The sequence below is a fragment of the Brucella anthropi genome (genome assembly GCF_046630315.1).
Lineage (GTDB): Bacteria > Pseudomonadota > Alphaproteobacteria > Rhizobiales > Rhizobiaceae > Brucella > Brucella anthropi_A.
In genome coordinates, this window is the sequence record NZ_LQBD01000002.1 from 150313 (window position 1) to 173261 (window position 22949).

Consider the following 22949-nt stretch of genomic DNA (forward strand, 5'->3'; position numbering starts at 1 on the left):
CTTTCCGGTGATCGAACCCTGTGCGAATGGTGGGGCCCGAAGACTGGAAATCATGATCCGGCTTCCGGCCTCGCCGACGTGTCGATGCTGTCTTTGACAGCGTTGTCTGGAGCGTTTTCACCATATCCGGCTCCGGATGGCTCATTGTGCTGCATTACTGCAAGGTCATATGCGATGTCCGACTATCTTCTGGAGATGCGTAATATCGGTAAGGACTTCAACGGCGTGAAAGCGCTGGACGGTATTTACCTGAAAGTGCGCGCGGGTGAATGTGTCGGCCTTTGCGGCGAAAATGGTGCCGGCAAATCCACGCTGATGAAAGTGCTTTCCGGCGTTTATCCGCATGGCAGCTGGACCGGCGAGATTTTCTGGGAAGGGCGGGAATTGAAGGCGAGCGGCATCCGCGACACGGAAGCCGCCGGCATTGTCATCATCCATCAGGAACTGATGATGGTGCCGCATCTGTCGGTTGCGGAAAACATCTTTCTGGGCTCGGAGCCGACAAGCGGCGGCTTCATCGATTATGACCAGATGAATGCGCGCGCGACCGAACTTCTGGCGCGGCTCAAGATCCACGACATCAATGTCGCGCTTCCGGTCTATCATTATCCAGGCGGCAAGCAGCAGCTGATCGAGATCGCAAAGGCGATCAACAAGAATGCCAAGCTGCTCATTCTGGATGAGCCGACATCGGCGCTGACGGCATCCGAAACGCGCGTCCTTCTCGATCTCATCAAGGATTTCAAGGCGCAGGGCATGGCCTGCGTCTACATCTCGCACAAGCTGGATGAAGTGGCCGAAATTTCCGACACGGTGACGGTCATTCGCGACGGGACGCATATCGCCACGAAACCGATGGCGGAACTCACCACGCCAGCCATCATCACCATGATGGTGGGCCGCGAGATGAAAAACCTGTTTCCGCGCGAGCCGCACGATATTGGCGAGGTCATTTTCGAGGCGCGCAACATCAATTGCTGGGATGTGACCAACCCCGACCGCAAGGTGGTCGATGATGTTTCCTTCACGCTGCGGCGGGGGGAAATTCTCGGCATTGCCGGACTGGTGGGCGCGGGACGGACGGAGCTGGTGTCCAGCCTGTTCGGCGTCTGGCCGGGAGCGCATGAGGGGCAGGTGTTCCTTGAAGGCCGGGAGCTGAAGATCCGCACGCCGCGCGATGCGGTCCGGCAAGGCATCTGCATGGTGCCGGAGGACCGCAAGAAGGATGGCATCCTGCCCATCATGCCGGTCGGCCATAATATGACGATCTCGGTGCTGGATCGGTTTACCCTGCGCGGACTGCTCGACAAGGAGGCGGAACTGGCGACGATCCAGCGCGAAATTCTGCGCCTCAAGGTCAAGACTGCCGATCCGATGCTGGAAATCGCATCGCTCTCCGGCGGCAACCAGCAGAAGGCCGTGCTGTCGAAGATGATGCTGCCCGACCCCAAGGTGCTCATTCTGGATGAGCCGACGCGGGGCGTCGATGTCGGCGCGAAATATGAAATCTACAAGCTGATCTTCGCGCTCGCCAAACAGGGGGTCGCGGTGCTGATGGTCTCTTCCGAAATGCCGGAGGTTCTGGGCATCAGCGACCGTGTTCTCGTGATCGGCGAGGGCAGGCTGCGCGGCGATTTCCCCAATGAAAATCTCACCCAGGAGAAGGTGCTTGCCGCCGCAATCGGCAAGCCGATGACCAATGCGGCCTGATCCTCGATGAACTGTTTGTTTCACGCATTTTCCGAACGCGGGGTCGGCTCGCATCCTTGCTGGAAATGCTCAAATTTGACCGGTGCATGATATGACATTGACGGGCAAAAGCCTTCGAAAGTTTCTGGCGGATTACAAGATCGTCGCGCTGCTGATCGTGGTTGCGCTCATCTGGGCATTGTTTGCGATCCTCACCTACGATCCGGAGATGGGGCGTTCGCAGTTCCTGACCGCGCGCAATTTCTCCAACCTCCTGCGCCAGATGGCCATTACCGGCATGCTTGCATCCGCGATGGTGTTCGTCATCGTTGCCGGTGAAATCGATCTTTCGGTCGGCGCGTTGTTGGGGTTGCTCGGCGGCATCGCCGCCGTTCTCGACGTGATCTATGGATGGCCCCTATGGGCGACGATCAGCACGGTTCTGGCGCTCGGTGTGGCGCTTGGCGCCTTCAATGGCTGGCTGACCGCCTATCTCGGCATACCGTCCTTCATCGTCACGCTTGGCGGGCAACTTGTCTTTCGCGGCATCGTGCTTGGCATCATGGGCGGTGTCACCATCGCGCCGATCTCGCCGGATTTCAAATATATCGGGCAGGGCTATCTGCCGGGCTGGCTTGGCAATCTGTGTGCCATTGCGCTGTTCGGCGTGCTGATCCTGATGACGCTGCGCATGCGGGCCAGCAAGCGCAAGCACAATCTCCAGACACTTTCGCCGGGCATGGAAATCGCAAGGCTTCTCGGTATCGGCATCCTGATCCTCGGCTTCATCCTGATCCTCAACAGCTATCAGGGCGTGCCGGTTCCGGTCCTGATCCTGCTGGTGATCCTCGGCGTCTTCACCGTGATCGCAAAACAGACCGTGTTCGGTCGTCACATCTACGCGGTTGGCTCCAATACGGAAGCAACCCGTTTTTCCGGCGTGAATGTCAACTTCGTCAAGATGGCCGTCTTCGCGCTGATGGGACTGATGGCGGCGGTGGCCGGGCTGACGACAACCGCGCGCCTTGCGGCAGGCACGCCATCGGCGGGCATGGGCGGTGAACTCGACGCCATTGCATCCTGCTTCATCGGCGGCACGTCCATGCGCGGCGGCGTCGGCTCGGTGTTGGGCGCACTTGTGGGCGCGCTCATCATGTCGAGCCTCGACAATGGCATGTCCATGCTCGGCGTCGATACGTTCTGGCAACAGATCATCAAGGGCAGTATTCTTGTTCTGGCTGTCTATCTCGACATCGTGTCTTCCGGCACGCGGCGCGGATAAGTGTCGACCTATATATCAGGCATATAAAATATATTGAGCCCTACCAATCGGCTGGCTAAACTGCGGTCATGGCGATGCTCAAGGATATTGGCGGTCTGCTCGCCCTGACGGGCCGTCTTCTGGCTCGGTTCTGGCCCCAGCTGCTGCTGATCGGTACTCTGGGTTATATTGCGCGCGACCTGCTGCTTGATGCTGCGGTCAGTGCGGGCGGATATTTTCCGCTTGCCGGAATGATCGTTCTTTCGCTGGTCGTGCTGGTCAAGCTACTCGTGGTGGTAACGATGTTCGCCACGTTGCGGCCCGGATTGCCGGAGCTCGGGTCTTTACGCCAGACAGCGGCAGATGGTGCGGCATCCGCGCCCGATAATCGCCGGTCCGACCGCATGCTGATGGTGACGGCGGCCGTCATCCTGCCGTTCTTTGCCTATTATGCCGCATGGGGCTTTCTTGGCGATACGGTGCGCGAATATTCGCGACTTGCTTTCGAACGCACCGCCTTTGGCGAGAAAATGCATATTTTCGACCTCATGCGCTCGGGCAGCCTGATTGCAGCTATCGTTGTCTGTTGGCTGATCCGCTGGCTTGCCAAGCGCGCCAATGAAAAAATCCATTCGCCATGGCTTCGGTTGCTTATTGTGGCTGCGGATGCAAGCTGGATTTTTATCGGTCTGTTTGCGCTCGACAAATGGAAAGACGATCTCATCCGCTGGATCGGAGCCGGGGCGCTGCTCGATGGTTTCGAAGTGAGTGCCGCATGGCTTTCAATGAGTGCCTATGCTGCCGAAAATTTCGTGCCGGTCGAGTTCCAGCAGCCGGGCTTATGGGTGCAGACACAAAATCTGTTCTTCTATGCGCTGCTGCCGATGGTCTGGCTGGTGATGGCTGCGATCATCTATGGCTATGATTTGTCCGCGAAAAAAGCGCCTGTTCCGCCAGCCCCATCACGCGGAACGACCTTCCGGAAATGGCTGCTCGATTTCACGGCGCATTATCTGGGCGGCTATCGCAGCCGTTACCGGCCTGTCTGGACCTGCCTGAAACTGGTCGCCGGAACAGGGCTTGGAACCCTGCTGTCGTTCATCGTTCTCTACCGTGCCATAAGCTGGCTGGGCGCGTGGATCTGGTATGGCACGACCCATTATCTTGGCCCATACGATATCGAAATCTGGCAGCATATTGCCAATGTGCTGGTTATTTTCATCGGCAGTCCGTCGGAGCTTGATGGCGGCATCCTGCTGGATGCAATACGGGTTGCACTTCTGGCGGCGGTCCTCGAACATGCGCTCGCGAGCCAGAAGAGCAGGGCTATTTCAGAACCAGATGCTCCGGCCGTTTCCCGAGCATGGTGAGCAACAGCGAAAGCTCTCCGGCCTTTGCAGGAACAAGGAAGCTCTCGACAAGGCGCACCGGACCGCTGCCGTTCTCATTGGAGAGATCGTAACATTTCGGCTTGTCGGCAGCTTCCGGCTTCAGCTTCCCGATGGTTTGCGCCGATACATAAAGGGGCGACCAGCGCCGGCCCTCGGTGTCCGTCGCGGTCATGAAACAGGGTAACAACCGTTTCAGCTGATCGGCATCCTGAATTGTCACTTCGACTTCGGCAAGCACGATGTTCGTCTCCGGCAATGTGCCCGGAAACCTGTCCAGTGCCACCAGTTTCCACTCGCCGCCCCCAAAAGCCTGCACATTGCCGCGCGGCACGACCACCGGCTCTTGCAGCTTTTGCTCGATCCATCGCAGCAGAGCGCCATCGGAACCGACAAAAGCGGCAATGGGCAGGGTGATCACCAGCAGAACAAGGCATAGCCAGAAGGATTTCCGCTCGCCGGAAGGGGCCGCTTCGCTCATTGGCTGACCTCCAATTGCCAGGGCATGATGGCTCCCATGCGCTTGATCGCGATCGACCGGCTGACATTGTCCTGCGCGGTTGCGTTCATGCTGATCCGCGCCTGTTCCGAAAGAGGAGAATGCGCGGATTCGGCAATGAGCAGCTTTCCGCCCGCGATCTGGTCATGCGGCAGTTCAAACACCATCAGGACAGGGCGTGGTATCCCCGGTTCCAGCCGTTCAGAACCCACGATGCCGGGCGCATAGGTCGGGCGGCTGCTCATGGCGTAGCGGATGCCATTCGGCCCGAGCCATTCGACGGATGCGAGGCCAAGGCTTTCGACCTTCGCTTTCGCTGCGGCCTCGATGACCAGCCATTCGCCGTCCGTATCATAAGTACGAGTGCTTCCTATGCCCGGTGTCGTCAATTGCCGGGTCCGGTAGGCATTCACAATGCCAACGACAAAACGCCGGGTTTCGACCGGCTTTCCCTGTTTTCCCTCAATGGCTACCGAGGAAAAAATATCGCTGTAATAGGGGGTGGAATGCTGCATCCCGTAAAGTGCTGCGATGGCCACGCACAGCATGACGGCGCTTTTGAGCCAGCCCATCATCCTTCGCCCTCGGCGGATGCCATGTGCACCGGCAGTTGAATGACGGCAATCGGGTCCCGGTCGAGCCATGAGGAGGCCCCATAGAGATTATCCCGCTTCTTGTAGATTTCGCTGCCGATGAGAAGGCGGACAGTCTGCGGCGGCGCTTTGCCTTGCGGCCATTCCCACGCCACCGTCAGCTTTTCGGGCATGCCGGGATGAACCCGGCCCGCGATCCACTTGTCGCGCACGATATAAAATGTTGGATCGGCCAGAGCCGGATCCGGCGGGTCGAAGGTCAGGAGTTTTCGCGATGCATAGGCGGACGATGCGGAACGATTGTCCAGACTGACATCGACCATGAGGTAGTTCTTAGGCTCATAAGGTTTTACGCCGGTCGGCGGAACGGAGCCGAAGCGCGCATCGGTCACTGCCACCTGCCAACGCCCGGTATCGACCGTCTCGCCGGGCTCGATCTCCCGCATGGGTTCGGGATTTGCCGCCTCGTAGATTGCGGTGGCATAGGAAAAGGCGCTTGCGGCGGCGGTGCCGATACCGGCAATGACGATGGCAGCCAGTCGCTGCCGGAAGCTAAGGCGCTGTTCGTCCGCCATGACACTCCCTCCGTGCTGGCGTTTCAAACGACAATGCAAGCCCCCGACCCAAAGCCCGGTTTCTATAGCATATCAATGCCTGAGCGTCATCTTTCGGCCTAAACTGGGTTAACCTTCCTCGACGAACACTTCGTCGCGCTTCTTGCGCACCGAAGGAAGCAGCACGACCACCAGGACGGCGGCGGCTATCGCCAGCAGAATGGCGCTGATCGGCCGGGTGAAGAAGGTTGCCGGGTCGCCGCGTGACAGGATCATGGCGCGGCGCAGATGTTCTTCCAGCAAGGGACCCAGAACGAAGCCAAGCAGCAGGGGAGCCGGCTCGCAGCGCAGCTTGGCCAGCAGATAGCCGATAAAGCCGAAAAAGGCGACCGCATAGAGATCGTAGACGTTTGAATTGACGCTATAAACGCCGATGGAACAGAAGGTCATGATGATCGGAAACAGCACATAATAGGGCACTGTCAGAAGCTTCACCCACAAGCCAATCAGCGGCAGGTTGAGGATGATGAGCATCAGATTGCCGATCCACATCGACGCGATCACGCCCCAGAACAAGGCAGGCTGTTCTGTCGCAACATTCGGCCCCGGCACGATGCCCTGAATGATCATCGCGCCGATCATCAGCGCCATGACCGGATTGGCGGGAATGCCGAGCGTCAGCATGGGAATGAAGGAGGTTTGCGCACCGGCATTGTTGGCGGATTCCGGCCCTGCCACGCCTGCAATGGCGCCTTTGCCGAATTCTTCCGGTGTGTCGGAAATGCGCTTTTCCACCGTGTAGGAGGCAAAGGAGGCCAGGATGGCGCCGCCGCCCGGCAGGATGCCGAGCGCCGAGCCGATGACGGTGCCGCGCAGGATCGGCGCCGTCATGCGCTTGAAATCGTCGCGCGTCGGCATCAGCCCCGTGACCTTTGCCATCAGCACTTCGCGGGTATGTTCGCTTTCGAGATTGCGCAGGATTTCGGCGATGCCGAACACGCCGACCGCAACGGCAACGAAATTGAGGCCGTCGGAATATTCCGTAATGCCGAGCGTGAACCGTGGCGTACCGGTATAGATGTCGGTGCCGACAAGGCCTAGCAGGAGCCCCAGCACCACCATCGCCAGGGCCTTGACGATCGAGCCATGCGCAAGCGCAACGGACGACACCAGCCCGACGACCATCAGCGAGAAATATTCAGCCGAGCCGAATTTCAGGGCAATTTCCGTCAGCGGCGGAGCGAAGATCGCCACCAGAAAGGTGGAGACCGTACCGGCAAAGAAGGAACCGATTGCGGCAATGGCAAGTGCGGCGCCCGCTCGTCCGCGGCGCGCCATCTGGTAGCCGTCGATCGCCGTCACTGCGGAGGAGGATTCGCCCGGCATGTTGATGAGGATTGCCGTCGTCGAGCCGCCATACTGCGCGCCGTAATAGATGCCGGCGAGCATGATGAGCGCGGAAACCGGATCGCCGATCTGGAATGTGATCGGCAAAAGCATGGCGATGGTTGCCGTGGCGCCGATGCCGGGCAGCACGCCGATCAGCGTGCCGAGCAACACGCCGATGAGGCAGAAGCCGAGATTGGCAAGCGTCGATGCGGTTGAGAAGCCAAGCGCGAGATTGCTGAAAAGGTCCATGTTCATGCCCCTTCTAGAACGGCCACCAGGGCCCGAAACGCTGATAGGGCAGCGCTAGCGCGTAGCTGAACACAATGACGGAGAAGACCGTGATCGCAGCCGCGAGAATGATGGCGGCGAGCGGTTTCATGCGCATGGAGGCGAAAGAGGCGATAAGGCATGTCAGAAACAGCGACGGCACGAAGCCGAGGCCACGCACGGTGAGGCCGAAGAATATCGGCGCTGGCAGAATGAAAAACAGGCCGCGCCATGCGATCGGCCCCATCGGCTCGCCGGAGACACGTGTGGCCTGAACAAGAATGACCAGTCCAAGCAGGATCAGGACGCCGGAGAGGACCAGCGGAAAATATCCCGGTCCCATGCGCAGCGACGTGCCGAGCTCCAGCCCCAGCGACTGATAGGCAAAAAAGGCGCCGGTCAGGGTGAGAAGGCCGCCGCACAATCCATTGGTCGGATCGATTGAGAATTTCCGTGAAGGCTCGTTCATGGGCCAATCGTCTTTCGGATCTGCCGTTGAAAGGGCGCTGCCGGAGGACCGGCATGTGAAATCGGCTGGTTATCCCGTCCGTTGCGGTCCTGACCCGCAACGGACGGGACAGGACTGTCGAGGCGCGCCAGAAGGGGCGCCCTGACAGCCTGCCATGGGGTCAGTCCGCGTATTGACCGGCCGCCTCGATGATCGGCTTCCAGCGCGCGACTTCGGATTCGAGTTTGGCTTTCAGCGCTGCCGGTGTCGCATCGGATTCCGGCGACGGCTTTGTGCCAAGCTCGGCGAAGCGGGCGACCACATTCGGGTCTTTCAGGGCCTGCTGAAGCGATTTCGACAGCCGTTCGGTAATTTCCGTCGGGGTTCCCTTGGGTGCATAGATGCCGTGCCAGATACCCACTTCCATGCCGTCCAGACCGGCTTCCTTGGTGGTCGGAAGGTCTTTCAGCACGTCCAGGCGCTCCGGCGAGGTGACGGCGTAAGCCTTGATCGTGCCGGCCTGAATCTGCTTCGTCGTGTTGGTGGTCTGGTCGCACATGATGTCGACCTGTCCGCCGAGAAGATCGGTCATGGCCGGGCCGGTTCCCTTGTAAGGCACTGTGACGAGCGGCGTTTCTATCGCGCTCATGAACAGCATGCCGCACAGATGCGAGGCCGCGCCGATGCCCGCATTGGCGACCGTCACCGAATCCTTGTTGGCCTTGGCATAGTCGATCAGCCCCTTGAGATCGGTCGGCTCAAGGTCCTTGCGCGCCACGATGGTCATCGGAACCTCCGTGACGAGGCCGACATATTCGAATGCATTCAGCGTGTCATAGGCAAGCTTGCGGTAGAGCGTGGCGCTCGTGGCCATGCCGATATGGTGAAGCAGCAGCGTATAGCCGTCGGGATCGGCATTTGCGACACGTCCCGCGCCCAGCGTTCCGCCTGCGCCGCCGACATTTTCGACGATAACCTGTTGTCCAAGATCCTTGGACATGGATTCCGCGACAAGTCTCGTGACGGTGTCGGTCGGTCCACCGGCTGCGAAAGGCACAACCATGGTGATCGTTCGTTCAGGATAGGTTTGTGCCTGCGCGGTGAAAGTTGCAGCGGAAATGGCAAGTGTCGTCGCCAGAGCGGCGATGGTCTTCATCATAGCGTCCTCCCAGACTATGTTGCGGCGGGCAGGGCCCGTATTGCGAATTCGGTTCCCCGCGCCTCTTCGGGCGCTTCGGGCAGTTTTGTTCATTGACGGCAACAAACCGCTCTTCACCGGGCTGCTCTTTGATCGGCATGATTATCCGGCGCTCTTTGAAAAGAATGTAGATGCATCCCCTCCGATTGCCAATGCCCGAGCTGAAATGAAAACACTTATGCTACCAAAGTCTGGGTAGCTCCCGCATCGCGCCTTGGCGGCAAGCCTGCGCCCTGTGATTTTCGGCCCTGGGATGGTGTGAGGCCGTTGTTCCCGATCCATCGTTGAACGGAGAACGTTTTTTCCATTCCGGCGAACGAATACGGATTTGCTTTCTTGTTCGAATCCGGCAAGGGCGGGATATTGTTTTCGCCCCCAAGAAAACAGTCTTATGCTTCAACGGGTTTTCGCTGAAGCTTCCCCATCATCGGCCTCATTGACGGAATGACCCAGAGAAATCCTGACCTACACCAGTCGCGCTTGTCCCGGCTGTTCAAACCGGCGCTCGCCGGCGCAACACTGCGGGAACGTTCGATTGCCTGTCTCGGCGCCCTGATGGGTATTGCGCTGACCGGCTTCCTATCGAGCATGTTGCTGGGCAGCGGCCCGCATCTGCCTTTGATCGTCGCACCGATCGGCGCATCGGCGGTCCTGCTTTTTGCCGTGCCGACAAGCCCGCTGGCCCAGCCATGGGCCATCATCGGCGGCAACACGATTTCAGCCCTCATGGGCCTCGCCGTTACCCGGTTTGTCGACGATCCGGCTCTGGCGATCGGCCTTGGCGTGGCGCTTGCCATTGCGGCGATGTCCGTTACCCGCAGCCTCCACCCGCCCGGCGGCGCGGCGGCGCTGACAGCCGTTCTGGGCGGCTCTGCGGTTGCCAGATGGGGCTTTCTGTTCCCGCTCGTGCCGGTTGCGCTGAATTCGTGCCTTCTGGTTGGCCTCGGCATTCTGTTTCACAAACTGTCACGCCGGAAATATCCGCATGTGGCGGCTGCCGCCCCGGTCAACAAGCATAGCACGGACGATCTGCCGCCTTCGGTCCGCATGGGCATCCGCGAGGAAGATATCGACCGCGCCCTGCTTGCCCTGGATGAAAGCTTCGATATCGATCGCAACGATCTGGGGCGACTGCTGCGGCAGGTGGAGCTTGAAGTGTCCACGCGCGCGCATGGCGATCTGACATGCGCGGACATCATGTCCCGCGATGTCGTCAGTATTGATGAGGATGCAACGGCAAGCCAGGCGCGCGACCTGATCCTGCGGCATAATCTGCTGACTTTGCCGGTGCGTGCGCTCGACGGTCGCCTGAAAGGCGTGGTGGGCTTGCGCGAATTGATGCATCCGGGCGACGATTTCAGAAACTATATCGTGGAGGCGCCAACCGCCGCGCAGGCCGATCCGGTGATGAGCCTTTTGCCCAGCCTGACCGATGGGCTGGCCCATGCCGTCGTGGTGGTCGATGAGATGCGCCGTATCATCGGTCTGGTGTCGCAAAGCGATCTTCTGAGCACACTTGCCCGTTCTCTTCCCAATGAAAAGCTTGTGCCCCTGAAAGCGGCGTAACCTGCCGGGCGCATGCTTCCCTATTGAATTGGAACGATTTTCCGGGCAGGGTTTTCTCTCCCGGAAATTTCGGCAGGTGGTCATGTCCGTCCAGCGCGCAAGCTTCTACATTCTACTGGCACTGGTCACTGTCGCCTTTGCGTGGCTGCTGCTGCCCTATTATTCGGCGGTCCTGTGGGCGGTCATCCTGGCGGTCGTCTTCTCGCCGGTGCAGCAGCGGCTCGAACGTCTTTTCGGCGGGCGCAAGAACATTGCCGCTCTCCTGTCTATCTTGATGTGCATCTGCCTCGTCATCATTCCGATGCTCACGATTTTCGGCTCGCTGGTACAGGAGGGAAACTCCCTCTATCAGCGCCTGAGCAGCCGCGAGTTCGATCTGAACAGCTTCATCTCACGCATTCTGAACGCCTTGCCGGATACGCTGGAGGAATGGCTGACCCGCTTCGAGCTTGGCGATTTCGCGGAATGGCGCGCGCGCATATCGTCCGCGATCATGCAGGGCAGCCAGCTTTTTGCCGGAAAACTGGTCAGCTTCGGCCAGAATACGCTGCAATTCTTCATCGGCTTCGGCATCATGCTTTATCTGTTGTTCTTCCTGTTTCGCGACGGTGCGGACCTTGGACGGAAGATCAGGCAGGCCATTCCGCTCAACGACGATTACACGCGGCAGTTTCTGGAGAAATTCACCGCCGTCATCCGGGCGACCGTGAAGGGCAACATCATCATTGCCATCATTCAGGGCACGATCGGCGGGGTGACTTTCTGGATGCTGGGCGTGGAGGCGGCGCTGCTGTGGGGCGTCATGATGACGTTCCTCTCCATGCTGCCGGCTATCGGCGCTGCCCTCGTCTGGGTGCCGGCAGCGGCCTGGTTCTTTGCAAGCGGGGAATGGGCCAGCGGCGCTGTTCTGGTTTTCGTCGGCGTATTCGTGATCGGACTGGTGGACAATCTCCTGCGTCCGCCGCTGGTCGGAAAAGGCACCCGCATGCCGGACTACGTCGTGCTGATCTCCACGATTGGCGGCATTTCGCTGATCGGGATCAACGGGTTTGTGGTCGGGCCGTTGATTGCCGCGATGTTCATTGCGGCCTGGTCGCTTCTGGCGGAGGAGCAGAAGGGCAAGGGTTCCGCCCAATTGCCAGAAAACTAAATCTCATGCGACTTTCAGCTCCGCGATGGGCAGCCCGGTTTCGGTCATCTTGTTGTCGACACCGTTTTCATCGAGAAAATGCTTCATCTCGGCATAGGTTTCGAACCATGCCCGGTTATATTTGTCGAACAGCGACTGATCCCAATAGTCTTCCAGTTGGAAAGGCTTGTCGCTGAAGACATCATAGCTCGGTATCTTGTAGGTTTCGGCGAATTCGGCCGTGCGGCTGTCATAGGTGAAGTAGATGGACGGAACGCCATTGGCCAGCGCCATCAGATTGCCATGCAGGCGATAGCCGAGAACAAGCTGCTGCTTGCGCACCAGTTCCTCGTAATCGGCAACGACATCCGAATAGAACATGCGATGGCGATAGAGATTCTCTATCGTCTCGTCGAAATACCAGTCCGCCGTCCAGCGATGGTTCTTGAGGGCTGCAATAGCTTCCTCCTTCTGTTCCGCCGTGCCGAAGACCATCTTCTTTTCATCGATCTCGCCCTGCGCCATCAATGTCACATCGAAGCGTTCGGCCATGGATTTGATGAGATTGCGGTGACGGGTCAGATATTGCTCGATATCCTGCGCATAGGCCGGTGAAACCTCGCGGCGCACCGTAACGCCGACCTTTGCGACATTTTCCAGGGGCGGCAATTTGATGCGCAGATGCTGGTTGTTGCGGCGAAATGCGGTCGGGCAACCGACGATGCGCACATTGCGGATGCCGATATCGTTCAGCACCTGGGCCGTGTAGGCGCCGCGCACGCCGATGGAGGTGGTGGAATCCGCGATGATGCGCAGGACCGCCTTCGTCTCTTCGGAAAGCTGTATTTCCCCCCTGACCGGCGCCTGTGCGCCGACGCCGAATGCGATGACCGGCAGTTTCAGCCGCTGCAAGACCGGGATCGTGTCACGCCAGTTCATATCCTTGTTGATATAGTTCGAGCCGCGCAGGATCACATAATCATAGTCTTCGCGCAGCTGATCGATCTTCTCCGGCGAGAAATTGGTGATCGGGAGTTCGGAAGCTTTTTCGTAATTCATCAGCTTCAGCGATGACTCATAGACGAAGGCATCGCCGATATTGTGATAGTGATTGATGCTGCCCTGAACGTCGGTGTGACGATACCAGCGGACATTGTCGTGATCGTACACTTCTCCCGCAGGGATCATGACGAGGGCGCGTGCCATACGGTCTTCCTTTTTCCAAAGATACAGGCAAGCCAGGCTCAGCTTGCCTGAGAAAGGGCGGTTTCCGAAACCGCCGGTTTCTGCCTGCGGGGTTTCGATTCCCGCAGCCGGTTATAAAGATTAAGATGCTCCCTCGCGCAATCGACATAGTGGACCGGCTTGCGGATGGAATGGTGCAACCTGTCCCATATGGTCGGCTCGCTCAGCACTTCTGTAAAGCGGTCGGCCAGGTCTTCGGCGCTGCGAACGCGGAAATGCAGGCCGTCTTCGCCGTCGCGGATTTTTTCGGCCATGCCGCCAATGTTGGAGCAGATGACCGGGCGGCGATGGTGCAGCGCCTCCTGAATGACAATAGGCGAGTTTTCCCACCAGATCGAGGGCATGACCACCCAGTCGACCGACTGCATGAGGCGCGGCATTTCAGCATTCTGGTAAGCGCCGTAGAAGCGCACGCGCGGGCCGGCTTCCTCGATCAGTTTCTGCATGCGCTGCTGAAAGGCGGGCGGCTGCTTTTCCAGATTGCCGCCGAAGATCATCAGGCGGGAATCCTCGCCCCAGACCTGTTCCGGCACGCGCGATACGGCATCGACCAGAACGTCTATGCCCTTGAACGGATTGATCTGCCCGAAAAAGGCAAAACGGCTGCGGCGCGGGTTCGGGCCGGTCAGCTCACGCGGAGGCGTCACGTCGCGGATGGCGATGCCGTTCTCGATGACGGCCATCTTGTCCGGGTTCAGGCCCCATTCCAGATAGCGGTTGGCCAGGAATTCGCTGGGGGAGACGAAGGCGTCGGCCAGTTCCAGCATGCCGCGCACGAAACGTTCCCGCTTGAGGAAACGCGCGGGCGGTATCTGCGGAAAACAGGCATGGCAATCGATGGGGGAAGCCTCATTGCAAAGCTTCGAGGTGCCCGCCTTGACCATCTGTCCGTCATTGTTGCAGATCGACAGGAACTCATGGAACGTCACCAGAATGATGCGGTCCGGCAGCGCCTCGCGAATGGCATAGAGCGTCTCAAGCCCGAGCCCCAGAACATGATGGAAATGCACGATGTCCGGGTCGAAGTCGCGCACAAAGCGCAGAAGGTCACGCCGGATTTCATCGGTGTTCTTGTTCGACAGGTAGAAATGGTCGTATTCGTCGGCATGGAACAGGATTTCGTCGCTGGCGCGCCGCATGCTCATGAGCGCCGTCGTGCCGTGCCGCGGGATCGGGTGGGCGGCCCGCGCCAGATAGACCGACTGGACGCCCGGAACCGCATTCAGCCCCTTGTGCAGATTGTAGGAGGCAATTTCACCGCCGCCGAGTGAAATCGAAGGGTGGGCGTGTGAGATGACGAGAACACGCAGTTTATCGCTCATGCGGGTTCCTCCGCCTGCACCTTGCGCCTGCCCGCAAGAATGGACGACCAGCGCGCGTCGAAGACCTGCCGGTCGATGCGCTCGATGAGCGCTATGGTCGATGCCCTGTCGGTTACGGATGTATCGTCCGCGCCCAGCATTTGTGCCGAAGGCAGCCAATAGGAGCGCAGGCCCGATTGTTTCAGTTTCAATCCGAGATCCAGTCCCTTTTCATGGGTGCCGAGATAGCCGCGCGTAAAGCCGCCGACGGAAAACAGAGCTTCACGCGGCAGAATGCAGCATTCGAATGTCGCCGTGGCCACTTCCGTTAACGCCATGCCCGAAACGGCATCGATGGGATAACCGGCATAGCGGCTGATGAGCGCGCGGTCAGCCGACATGCCGGATTGCGGTCCGGCAACCCAGGTTCCCGCCCAGCGGATTGAATCGTCCTCATAAGCAAGAGTTGGAGACAGAACGCAGTCCTTGTGCGCTTCATAGGCGCTGACGAGCTTGTTCAGCCAGCCGGCGCGGCGCGGCAGCAGCGATCCGGCCAGAAAGATGACCTGATCCGTCGAAACAGTGCGGGCGCCGACTTCCAGCGCATCGTAGAGGTCTTCCGATCCGGTGGCTGAAACAAGCCGGATGCGCAGGCGATAGAAATCCGCAAGACGCCTGATCTGCACGCCGACCCGGTCGATGATCTCGGTTGCCGCCGCGACCACGATCGGGGCGATGCGGGTTTCAGGGTCGAGCGCGAGCAGCGCCAGCAAGGGTTCGATTTCCTCGACGCGCTCATCGATGCCGATGATGAGCGCCGGTCCGATAGCATCTTCAAAGGGACCGAGATCGACCACGCCGAACACTTCCGGCGCGGGACGGTTGACGCCGCGCAGCAATGGCACGAGCTGCTGATCGACGATATGGCGCAGCGCCCATGCATTCGGGTCGGTTGCGCGGATTTGCCGGACGATGGCATCCCGCGAGGTCACGCGGGTTGGCGTCAAGGGAAAGAAGGCGCGCCGCCCGTCGCTGATCGCAAGTTCGAGATAGAACGGCGCGGTGCTGTCGCCTGCAAGTTCCGGCGCAAAGGCCACGAAACCATGGGCATGCCGGTTGGGGTCGAGGCCCGCATTGAAGGGCGGCTGGTTGTCGAACTCGCGGGTGACGTCGGGCCGGTCGATGCGGGTCCAGGTCGTGTCGATCTGGATTTCGCCGCGATGACGGCGCAGCTTCACGCTTTCCACATGGCTGTCGGGATCGAGCAGCCAGCCGGAAACCAGCATGCCGCTGCCCTCCACCCGGAAGACGTTGTCGATCCCCATCCGGACAGGGAAGGGAAGGCCCGAGACCGTATCCGCACCGTCGAAACGGTTTGCGGCGGAGCGCATGCGCAGGAGAATATCCGTCGAACTGCGCACCCTCGGCAGGATCGCCCGGATATGGCCCGGTGTCTCGCGGGAGCCGGACAAGAGCCTGCGGTCATAGACTTCGGTAAAACGCCAGCCGCGCCGTCCGCGAAACAGCAGCCGTTCTATATCGGTCGGTTCAACCGGCTCACTGGCAAGCAGAAGACCGGCAAAGCCGGATGCTTCATCGTTCAGGTCAGGGCGGGCAAAAACGCTGATCGCGCATTCGGCGAGTGACGGATTCCTGCCGCTGATCAGCAGCCGGGTGACGGCAGGCGTCAGGTCCTGTGCCCAGCCCTGAACGAAAATCTCGCCTTCGTCGCTGCCGCCGATGAGTTCGATACAGCCATCGGAACGGGCGCCCGCCTGTAACAGAACGGTGATGGCCGAAAGTTTCTTCCGGCTGATGGGGCCGGAGATCAGCCCTTCCACCAGCTCATCGATGACGCCAGGCAGGCTTGGCCCGGCCAGATCGCCGATCATGGCGACAAAGTCCGCGATGGAGGCGGAGCGCGATGCGAAATTGTAGCGGGCGACCTTCGCCCGGTGCTGGAACATGATGGTTTTCAGAACACCGCGGCGCAGGGCGGCGGTTGGAACGATGGCGACAAAGCCATGCGTTCCGGCGGGCGAAGGCTCCCTGAGCGGCCATGTCATCAGGCTTGTCTTCACGCTCATGGCGGGATCGCCATTCAGGAACGCCGTCACCTGATCGCTTGTAGCGCTGCCGATGCCAAGCACCAGCACCAGCGTGTCCTCGACCACGCTGCCGACGACCATTTCGCCCTCCATCATCATGGGAGGGCGATCCGGTGAGCGGGTGGGTCTTTCGTCTTGCGCCATGCGATGGTTCCTCAGGGCATGACCGCAAGGGTAAGCAACGCACCGGCGATGAAGCCTGCCATCACGAACATCAGCATGAACAGGAGCTTGATATCGCCGTTGCTGCGCTTGCGCACATCTTCCATGCGCTGTTCCAGCCCGGCGACAACCCCGTCCATGCGCATGATATGCACATCGAGTTCGGTCATGCGCTGATGGAGATCGGTGCGCAGGCCATCGACGGAACTGGCAATGTCCAGCAGTTCAGCCGGAACGGCATTGCCGGATGCATCAAGGGTCGGCGTGACACGCTGCAATGAATGCTGGTTGACCTGCAACTGGCGTTGCGCTGCCATCAGCATGTCGAGCTTGTCGAGAATGCGCGTCATGGGCGCGGCAATCAGCGCTTCGGCGGCCTGTTCGTCGGGTTTGGGCACACGCAGTTTCTGCTCGGTGCCGGCCGCATTGGCCGCAACGACGACGAGTTCGCCTGCGCGAGCGGCGGCGAATTGCGGCAGCATCACTTCAAAAGCGTGCTTGCCATCGCCGATGCCGTTGCGCTTCAGGTCGGGTCGGTCCTTGTCGGCGGGAGCCTGGGCAATCGGCTTGTCGTCCAGCAGGACGCGGATCAGAAGCCGCTCCGTCGGGACGGAAGGATCGAATGCCCAGCCGTAGAGACGGCCTTCCTCAATGGCGTCAACGCGTCCTTTCATGGCTTCGGTCCTTTGAGGCCCGGCTGCGGCATTGGGCGCCGCTGCCTGCCTTGCTTCTCCCTCGGATGGAATTTTGGTCGTGATGTTCATGATTTACCTCTCATGCTGCCTCGACACGCGCGATACGCAATGTCCCGATCAGGTCGAGATAGCGTGCAGCCGTGGTATCGATGGTGTCCGGATGGCGCGCATTTTCGCTGAGCGACCGGCGCAGATCCGGGTTTTCCGCCATTCGGCGCATCGCCTGGGCAAGCGCGAGCGGATCGTTCGGCGGAACGGTGAGGCCATTGACCTCATTTTCAATCATTTCGGCCATTCCACCGATATTGCTGCATATGACCGGGCGGTTCTGTCCCTGTGCTTCCTGAATGACGAGGGGCGCATTTTCCCACCAGATCGACGGCATGATCGCGCAGTCGACGGCCTGGATCAGCTGGGCGATGTCCTCGCGGCGATAGGCGCCCCGGCGCTGGACGAATGGCGATGTCTCGGCAAAAAGCCGGTCGATTTCGCTGACGAAGCTTTCGCTTTGAAACGGTGCCGCACCATGCACACGCAATTCGAAATCGAAGCCCTCCGAAATGAGCTGCTGTGCTGCTTCAAGCAGGACTGTCGCGCCCTTCCACGGATTGAGATTGCCGAAATAGCCGAAAACAGGTTTGCCGCGCTCCATCTGCCGGGGTGCGACCGCCGGGCGTTCCGGCTGGCCATTGGGGATGACGCTGATGAGTTCTTCCGCAAGACCCCATTCGACGTAACGCTGCTTGAGAAATTCGCTCGGCGAAACAAATGCATCGACAGCGCTCAAAAGCGATTTGATATGCCGTTCGCGCAGAACGAATTTGTCCAGCGCAATGTCCTTGAAACAGCCATGGCAGCGGTCGGGGCCGGCTCCATGGCACAATTCCTTGCCGGTGGTGCGGACCATCAGGCCGTCATGGTGGCAGATGGGGTAATAATCGTGCAAGGTCAGCACGATACGGCAATCGGGCAAGGTGCGGCGCACGATATGTGGAAATTCGGCGCCCAGCAAAAGCAGGTGGTGCAGATGAACCACATCCGGCCGGAAGTCGTTCAGCAGTTCGACGATATCGGGAACGATCCCGTAAAGGTCGATCTGGCTCATATAGAAACGGTCGAAATGGCCCGACCAGAGCAGGATTTCATCACCGCCATTGCCGATGCTCTGGAAGCTCGTGCCGGGGCGGGCTTCACGGTGCACCTTGTTGGTGGCGCCCATGAACATGGCTTCGCAACCCGCGCGCTGATAGGCGCGGAACAGATCATGCGCGAAAATTTCCGTCCCGCCGGGATGAAGCGAGGGGTGGTTATGGGCTGCGATGAGGATGCGCTGGGCCATCAGGCGACACCTCGCGAGGCGATGAAAATATCCTGGTAGTGATCCGCCGCGATGCCGCGCCAATGGCCGAAGGATTTTGTGTCGAGCGTCAGGTTTGCACCGGCAAGGGCGCGGTCCAGAAAGCCGTTTTCAAACCCCACGGCTGCAAGCGGCGGCAGTTCCGGCACGAACCAGCACGGCCCGCTGCCGTGGCGTTCGAATGCAAGCCGCCTGTCGCGTTTGCCATGGCGGTCGCGCGCGGCCACATCGTCCACGACGAAGGCTGTCATGAACAGTTTCCCGCCCGGCGCAAGCACTCGGGAAACCTGATTGAGATAGGTCTTGACCTCGTCGGACGGCAGGTGCGTGACCACGGATGTCATGATGACGAAGTCGAAACTCTTGTCTGCAAAGGGCAGGGCGAGACTGAGCCCGTTGACCGCACCTTTGGGATTATAGAGATCGTGGGCGATATCGATGTGGCGGAACTCGAAATTCGGGTAACGCGATGTGATGTTCTGGCGGCACCAGTTCACGCCGCCTGCCACGGGGTCGATGCCGGAATAGCGGGCTTTTGCCGGATCGAGATATTGCGTCAGCGGCACCGCCATGCGGCCGATGCCCGAACCGATGTCGAGCACGCGCGCGTCTGGCCGAAGCCCGCCCTTGCGAATGAAATGACCGAGGAACTCCGCACCCACCGCACGATAGTCACCATCGCCGACGAACACACTGTTCGGATCGGGTGAGGGTAAAAAGCGGTTCTTCAAGACAGATTGCATCAGCCAGTCGATCTGCGCGTCCGCTATTGCTGGTCTGGCTTCAAGGTCTGGCTGTTTCAGCGCTACCACGTCCGTCAAGCGGCGCTCCTTTCAGATTTGGTCATGATCACATTCGACAGGTCGGCGGTGCGCTCCTGTTCCCGTGGCTGGACCATCAATTCGGTAATGTCTTCATCCCAGCGCTGTGTGTGGAGCCAGGAATTGTATTGGCTGGCGAGGCCGCGCATGTAATCCGCGCTGCGGCGGATCGAGCGGCGCTCGAAATGATAAAGTGCTATGGAAGGTTCATAGAATATCTGGAAGCCGAGTTGCCTGATCTTCAGGCACAGATCGCTGTCCTCATAGTCGCCGATGATATAATCCTGCGTATAACCGCCGACGAGATCGAAGATATCCTTGCGCGTTATCAGACAGGCGCCGGTGACGCCCGGCACGTCGCGCGGACGCAGCGCCGGCGGATAGTTGCCCGGCATGCCCTTGTAATAATGATGGTTCAGCCAGATGCCCTGGCGGTCCCGCGCAAAATAGAGCCCGGCATGTTGCAGCGAGCCGTCCTCGAACAGAAGGCGAGGGCCGATTGCTCCAAGCTTCGGCTGGTCGAACAAGGGCTGGATCAGCCGCTGCAACCAGCCATGTTGCGCAGGCACGACGTCGGAATTCAACATCACGATGGTCGTGCCGGTGGCAATGCTGGCGCCCGCATTGCAGGCACGCGCATAGCCGCCATTGCGGTTCATGATGGCAAGCTTGAACGGCATGTCGTGCAGAATATGCAATCCGCCCAGCATGTGTTCGGTGTCGTCCTGAATTTCAGGCGAATCCAGCACGAAGATGAACTCCGCATTTTCCACAAGCCACGGATCGGTTGCCATGGATGAAAACTGGAAACGCAGGAAGTCGAGATTGCGGTAGAGCGGAATGACGATGGAGGCGAGCGGGGAGGCGGGCGTCGTCCCATAATCCTTCACCTCGGATATCCGCACGGTTGCGGCGAGCTTATTCTCGACTTCGGTAAGGGCCGGTCCCAGAATATGCGAAAAGACGTGCGGCCTTGCCTGCTGCGGCGGCACCGAGCGCAAGATGCGGTTGCGTTGCGCGGATGGCTCGAAGGGCTGCGGTGCGGGCACGAGAGGCGCGGTCGCGCCCGATGCAAGGCGCAACTGGAACCGTGGCTGCAAAAGCGGCCCGAGATTTTGTACCGAAGGAAGCCAGGCAACAAAGCCTGTCACATCCTGCTGGGGTGCATCTTCGCGCTTGGCTATCTTGCCGGGAAATTTGTGAAAGTTCGGCTTCAGCGACAATGCGCTTCCGCTTTCCGGCAGATATTCGATATCCGCCAGCATGGTCGCCGGATCGTGCATCCAGCCGCCCACGATCAAGCCGCCGTCAAGCGCCAGAGCAAGGTCGATCTCCGCTGCGGGATGGGTGGCGGACTGCGCGATCTGGCGAACCGGCAATGGCGTGCGCGTTTGCAGGTCGATGGCGACTGCGGCACCGGCAGGGCTGAGCTTGCCAAGCTGGCGAACCAGAAATTCCCGCAATGCGCCATTGCCCTGCCATTTGGTCCACCATTTTGCAAAATCCGTTTGCTCGCCGGCTGGTGCGGCAAGCTTGCGAACGGCAACGCCCTTTTGGCCGGTGAGCACCAGCAGCAGCGATGACGGCAGATCCTGCGCCGCTTCCAGCAGAAGGTGACATGGCTGCCAGGCATTGCGCGTGGGCCTGCCCACCACAAAGCGCGGCGGAATGACCATCACGCTGCCGGAGGTGATGCCATAGACGGCAGAAATCTCGCCCAGCATCGGGTCGACCGCTGTTTCAAGGAGATGGTGTCCCTGAACCGGTTCGCCGCAATGCTGGGCCTCGCGCGGTTCCGGCGTCAATGCGAAAGTCAGGTCTCGCACGAGGGATGCGAAAGTCTGGTTTCGCGAAAGCCGGAAAGTGCTGCGCCACGTGGTCAGAATTGTGGTGAGAAGCTTGATATGTCCGGACAAGGTGAGATCGCCCACGACATATTCGACGTCGAAGGGGGCGAGTTCGTTGGCCGGATAGACGATCGCCTGCGCCGTCGGGCCGAGAGCCCCTGCGGAAAGCGAAAGTTCGGCGGGTTCATTGCCGGTGCGCATGGCCCAGAACATGCGCAAGCCGCCATTTTCGAGCGGAATGCCGACACTCAGCAGGGGAACCGGCTGGACCGTCATTTCAAATGTGCATTTGGTGCTTGTGCGGGCCGGGCCCGGGATATCCCAGATGACCACAGCGACATCGGCGCAAAGACGGCAAATGGAGAGGTTCTCGGTTTTGCTTTCAATGTCCGCAGAATGGTCGAGGTTCAATGTGTGGCCCTTTCATTCTTGCAGGGAAATCTGGCTTGCTGGAAGGCCCGGACACGCAAGGTCAGGAACGATGCGTGCCCGGTGAAAACAAAACGTGCCCGGCGGGAGGATTGCCGGGCACGCTCTTGAATGTTCAATCAGTGCACAGTGAAGTACTGGTCGGGATGAGCCTGCACGTCATCTGCATTGGTGTTCACGAGGGTAACGGTGTCGCCATTGCCGAGATCGACAACGACATTGCCACCAACCTGCGTGACACGGTCGGCAAGATCGTCTGCGGAAGAGATATCAAGGCCATTGATGCCCTTCTGAATTTGCAGAATGTCTTCACCGGGATTGAAGTCGAGAATGACGTCGTTTCCGCCGCCACCGTTGAACAGGAATGTATCGCTGCCATTTCCGCCGATGAGGACGTCGTTTCCTGCACCGCCATCAAGGATGTCGTTGCCGTTCCCACCGTAGAGAATGTCATTATGCGCGCCGCCATAGAGCAGATCGGAGCCATTGCCGCCCTGGAGAATGTCATCTCCATTGCCGCCATACAGCACGTCGCTGCCATTGCCGCCGCTCAGGACGTCGTTTCCTTCATTTCCGAAGAGAATGTCGTTCCCGTTTTCGCCGAACAGGCTGTCATTGCCTGTGCCGCCGAAAAGGATGTCACTCCCGTTACCGCCGAAGACGGTGTCGTTGCCATCGCCTCCGAATACGAGATCATCACCGCCATGGGCGCGGATGAAATCGTCAAAGCGGGAGCCGAACAACACGTCGTCGTAGGCGCCGCCTTCTAAAGTGGCCATCTGCTTCTCCTTGTGTTCCTGTATGGGGTTTCCACAAGCCGGAATGCTCCGACCATTATGCTCTTAGTAGTCTGCTCTGCATTAACTGGAATTGCAACATCGGTAATTGGTATAATTTTGGAAGCGATAAGTAACAAATTATTACGATTAAGTTATATTACGATTTTGTAAACAGAAATATGTATTATATTTATGGTCATTATAATTTTTATTTACATTGTGGA

19 protein-coding genes are annotated in these 22949 nt (G+C 59.5%); 5 read left to right on the forward strand and 14 right to left on the reverse strand.

The window, feature by feature from the left end:
- Window positions 1-174: 174 nt before the first annotated feature.
- The 3 genes from AVM02_RS02410 (at window position 175) to AVM02_RS02420 (ending at window position 4320) form a co-directional block, all read left to right on the forward strand.
- The gene (locus AVM02_RS02410; protein WP_411505425.1) at window positions 175-1710 is read left to right on the forward strand and encodes a xylose ABC transporter ATP-binding protein; all 1536 of its coding nucleotides are present in this window, start codon (window positions 175-177) and stop codon (window positions 1708-1710) included.
- Window positions 1711-1801: 91 nt separating this feature from the next.
- Complete coding sequence (locus tag AVM02_RS02415; protein ID WP_411505426.1) at window positions 1802-2971, forward strand: sugar ABC transporter permease; 1170 nt, start codon at window positions 1802-1804, stop codon at window positions 2969-2971.
- Between the two features lie 68 nt (window positions 2972-3039).
- Window positions 3040-4320: a hypothetical protein gene (locus AVM02_RS02420; RefSeq protein WP_411505427.1), complete on the forward strand. Its 1281-nt coding sequence runs from the start codon at window positions 3040-3042 to the stop codon at window positions 4318-4320.
- Here the strand turns inward: AVM02_RS02420 and AVM02_RS02425 are convergent.
- The 6 genes from AVM02_RS02425 to AVM02_RS02450 all read right to left on the reverse strand — a co-directional run bounded on the left by AVM02_RS02425 (window position 4277) and on the right by AVM02_RS02450 (window position 9247).
- The gene (locus AVM02_RS02425) at window positions 4277-4819 is read right to left on the reverse strand and encodes a hypothetical protein (RefSeq protein ID WP_411505428.1); all 543 of its coding nucleotides are present in this window, start codon (window positions 4817-4819) and stop codon (window positions 4277-4279) included. The two genes, AVM02_RS02420 and AVM02_RS02425, sit on opposite strands and share 44 nt — an antisense overlap.
- Window positions 4816-5409, reverse strand: a complete 594-nt coding sequence (locus tag AVM02_RS02430) for a hypothetical protein (protein ID WP_411505452.1) — start codon at window positions 5407-5409, stop codon at window positions 4816-4818. Before AVM02_RS02430 ends, AVM02_RS02425 begins: the two co-directional genes overlap by 4 nt.
- The gene (locus AVM02_RS02435) at window positions 5409-6005 is read right to left on the reverse strand and encodes a hypothetical protein (RefSeq protein WP_411505429.1); all 597 of its coding nucleotides are present in this window, start codon (window positions 6003-6005) and stop codon (window positions 5409-5411) included. The genes AVM02_RS02430 and AVM02_RS02435 overlap by 1 nt, the downstream gene beginning before the upstream one ends.
- A gap of 108 nt (window positions 6006-6113) precedes the next feature.
- Window positions 6114-7622: a tripartite tricarboxylate transporter permease gene (locus AVM02_RS02440; protein ID WP_411505430.1), complete on the reverse strand. Its 1509-nt coding sequence runs from the start codon at window positions 7620-7622 to the stop codon at window positions 6114-6116.
- 13 nt (window positions 7623-7635) lie between these two features.
- The gene (locus AVM02_RS02445) at window positions 7636-8109 is read right to left on the reverse strand and encodes a tripartite tricarboxylate transporter TctB family protein (protein ID WP_411505431.1); all 474 of its coding nucleotides are present in this window, start codon (window positions 8107-8109) and stop codon (window positions 7636-7638) included.
- Between the two features lie 160 nt (window positions 8110-8269).
- Window positions 8270-9247: a tripartite tricarboxylate transporter substrate-binding protein gene (locus AVM02_RS02450; RefSeq protein WP_411505432.1), complete on the reverse strand. Its 978-nt coding sequence runs from the start codon at window positions 9245-9247 to the stop codon at window positions 8270-8272.
- Window positions 9248-9730: 483 nt separating this feature from the next.
- On the opposite strand from AVM02_RS02450, the gene AVM02_RS02455 reads away from it, so the two are divergent.
- Window positions 9731-10852, forward strand: a complete 1122-nt coding sequence (locus AVM02_RS02455) for an HPP family protein (RefSeq protein WP_411505433.1) — start codon at window positions 9731-9733, stop codon at window positions 10850-10852.
- Window positions 10853-10934: 82 nt separating this feature from the next.
- On the forward strand, window positions 10935-12002 hold the full coding sequence (locus tag AVM02_RS02460; protein WP_411505434.1) for an AI-2E family transporter: 1068 nt from the start codon (window positions 10935-10937) through the stop codon (window positions 12000-12002).
- A 3-nt stretch (window positions 12003-12005) separates the two neighbouring features.
- On the opposite strand, the gene AVM02_RS02465 is transcribed toward AVM02_RS02460, so the two are convergent.
- From AVM02_RS02465 to AVM02_RS02500, 8 genes are all read right to left on the reverse strand, one after another.
- Window positions 12006-13187: a polysaccharide pyruvyl transferase family protein gene (locus AVM02_RS02465; RefSeq protein ID WP_411505435.1), complete on the reverse strand. Its 1182-nt coding sequence runs from the start codon at window positions 13185-13187 to the stop codon at window positions 12006-12008.
- 38 nt (window positions 13188-13225) lie between these two features.
- Entirely contained in the window at window positions 13226-14548 is a 1323-nt protein-coding gene (locus AVM02_RS02470) for a glycosyltransferase family 4 protein (RefSeq protein WP_411505436.1), read from the reverse strand.
- Window positions 14545-16779, reverse strand: a complete 2235-nt coding sequence (locus AVM02_RS02475) for a glycosyltransferase family 2 protein (protein ID WP_411505437.1) — start codon at window positions 16777-16779, stop codon at window positions 14545-14547. The genes AVM02_RS02470 and AVM02_RS02475 overlap by 4 nt, the downstream gene beginning before the upstream one ends.
- 11 nt (window positions 16780-16790) lie before the next feature.
- Complete coding sequence (locus AVM02_RS02480) at window positions 16791-17561, reverse strand: hypothetical protein (protein ID WP_411505438.1); 771 nt, start codon at window positions 17559-17561, stop codon at window positions 16791-16793.
- 10 nt (window positions 17562-17571) lie between these two features.
- Window positions 17572-18831 (reverse strand): glycosyltransferase family 4 protein, encoded by a 1260-nt coding sequence (locus AVM02_RS02485; RefSeq protein WP_411505439.1) that lies wholly within the window; start codon window positions 18829-18831, stop codon window positions 17572-17574.
- A complete protein-coding gene (locus tag AVM02_RS02490) occupies window positions 18831-19670 on the reverse strand; it encodes a class I SAM-dependent methyltransferase (protein WP_411505440.1) in 840 nt (279 codons plus the stop codon). Before AVM02_RS02490 ends, AVM02_RS02485 begins: the two co-directional genes overlap by 1 nt.
- Entirely contained in the window at window positions 19667-21928 is a 2262-nt protein-coding gene (locus AVM02_RS02495) for a glycosyltransferase family 2 protein (RefSeq protein ID WP_411505441.1), read from the reverse strand. The genes AVM02_RS02490 and AVM02_RS02495 overlap by 4 nt, the downstream gene beginning before the upstream one ends.
- A gap of 137 nt (window positions 21929-22065) precedes the next feature.
- Window positions 22066-22725 (reverse strand): calcium-binding protein, encoded by a 660-nt coding sequence (locus tag AVM02_RS02500; RefSeq protein WP_411505442.1) that lies wholly within the window; start codon window positions 22723-22725, stop codon window positions 22066-22068.
- Window positions 22726-22949 lie beyond the last annotated feature (224 nt).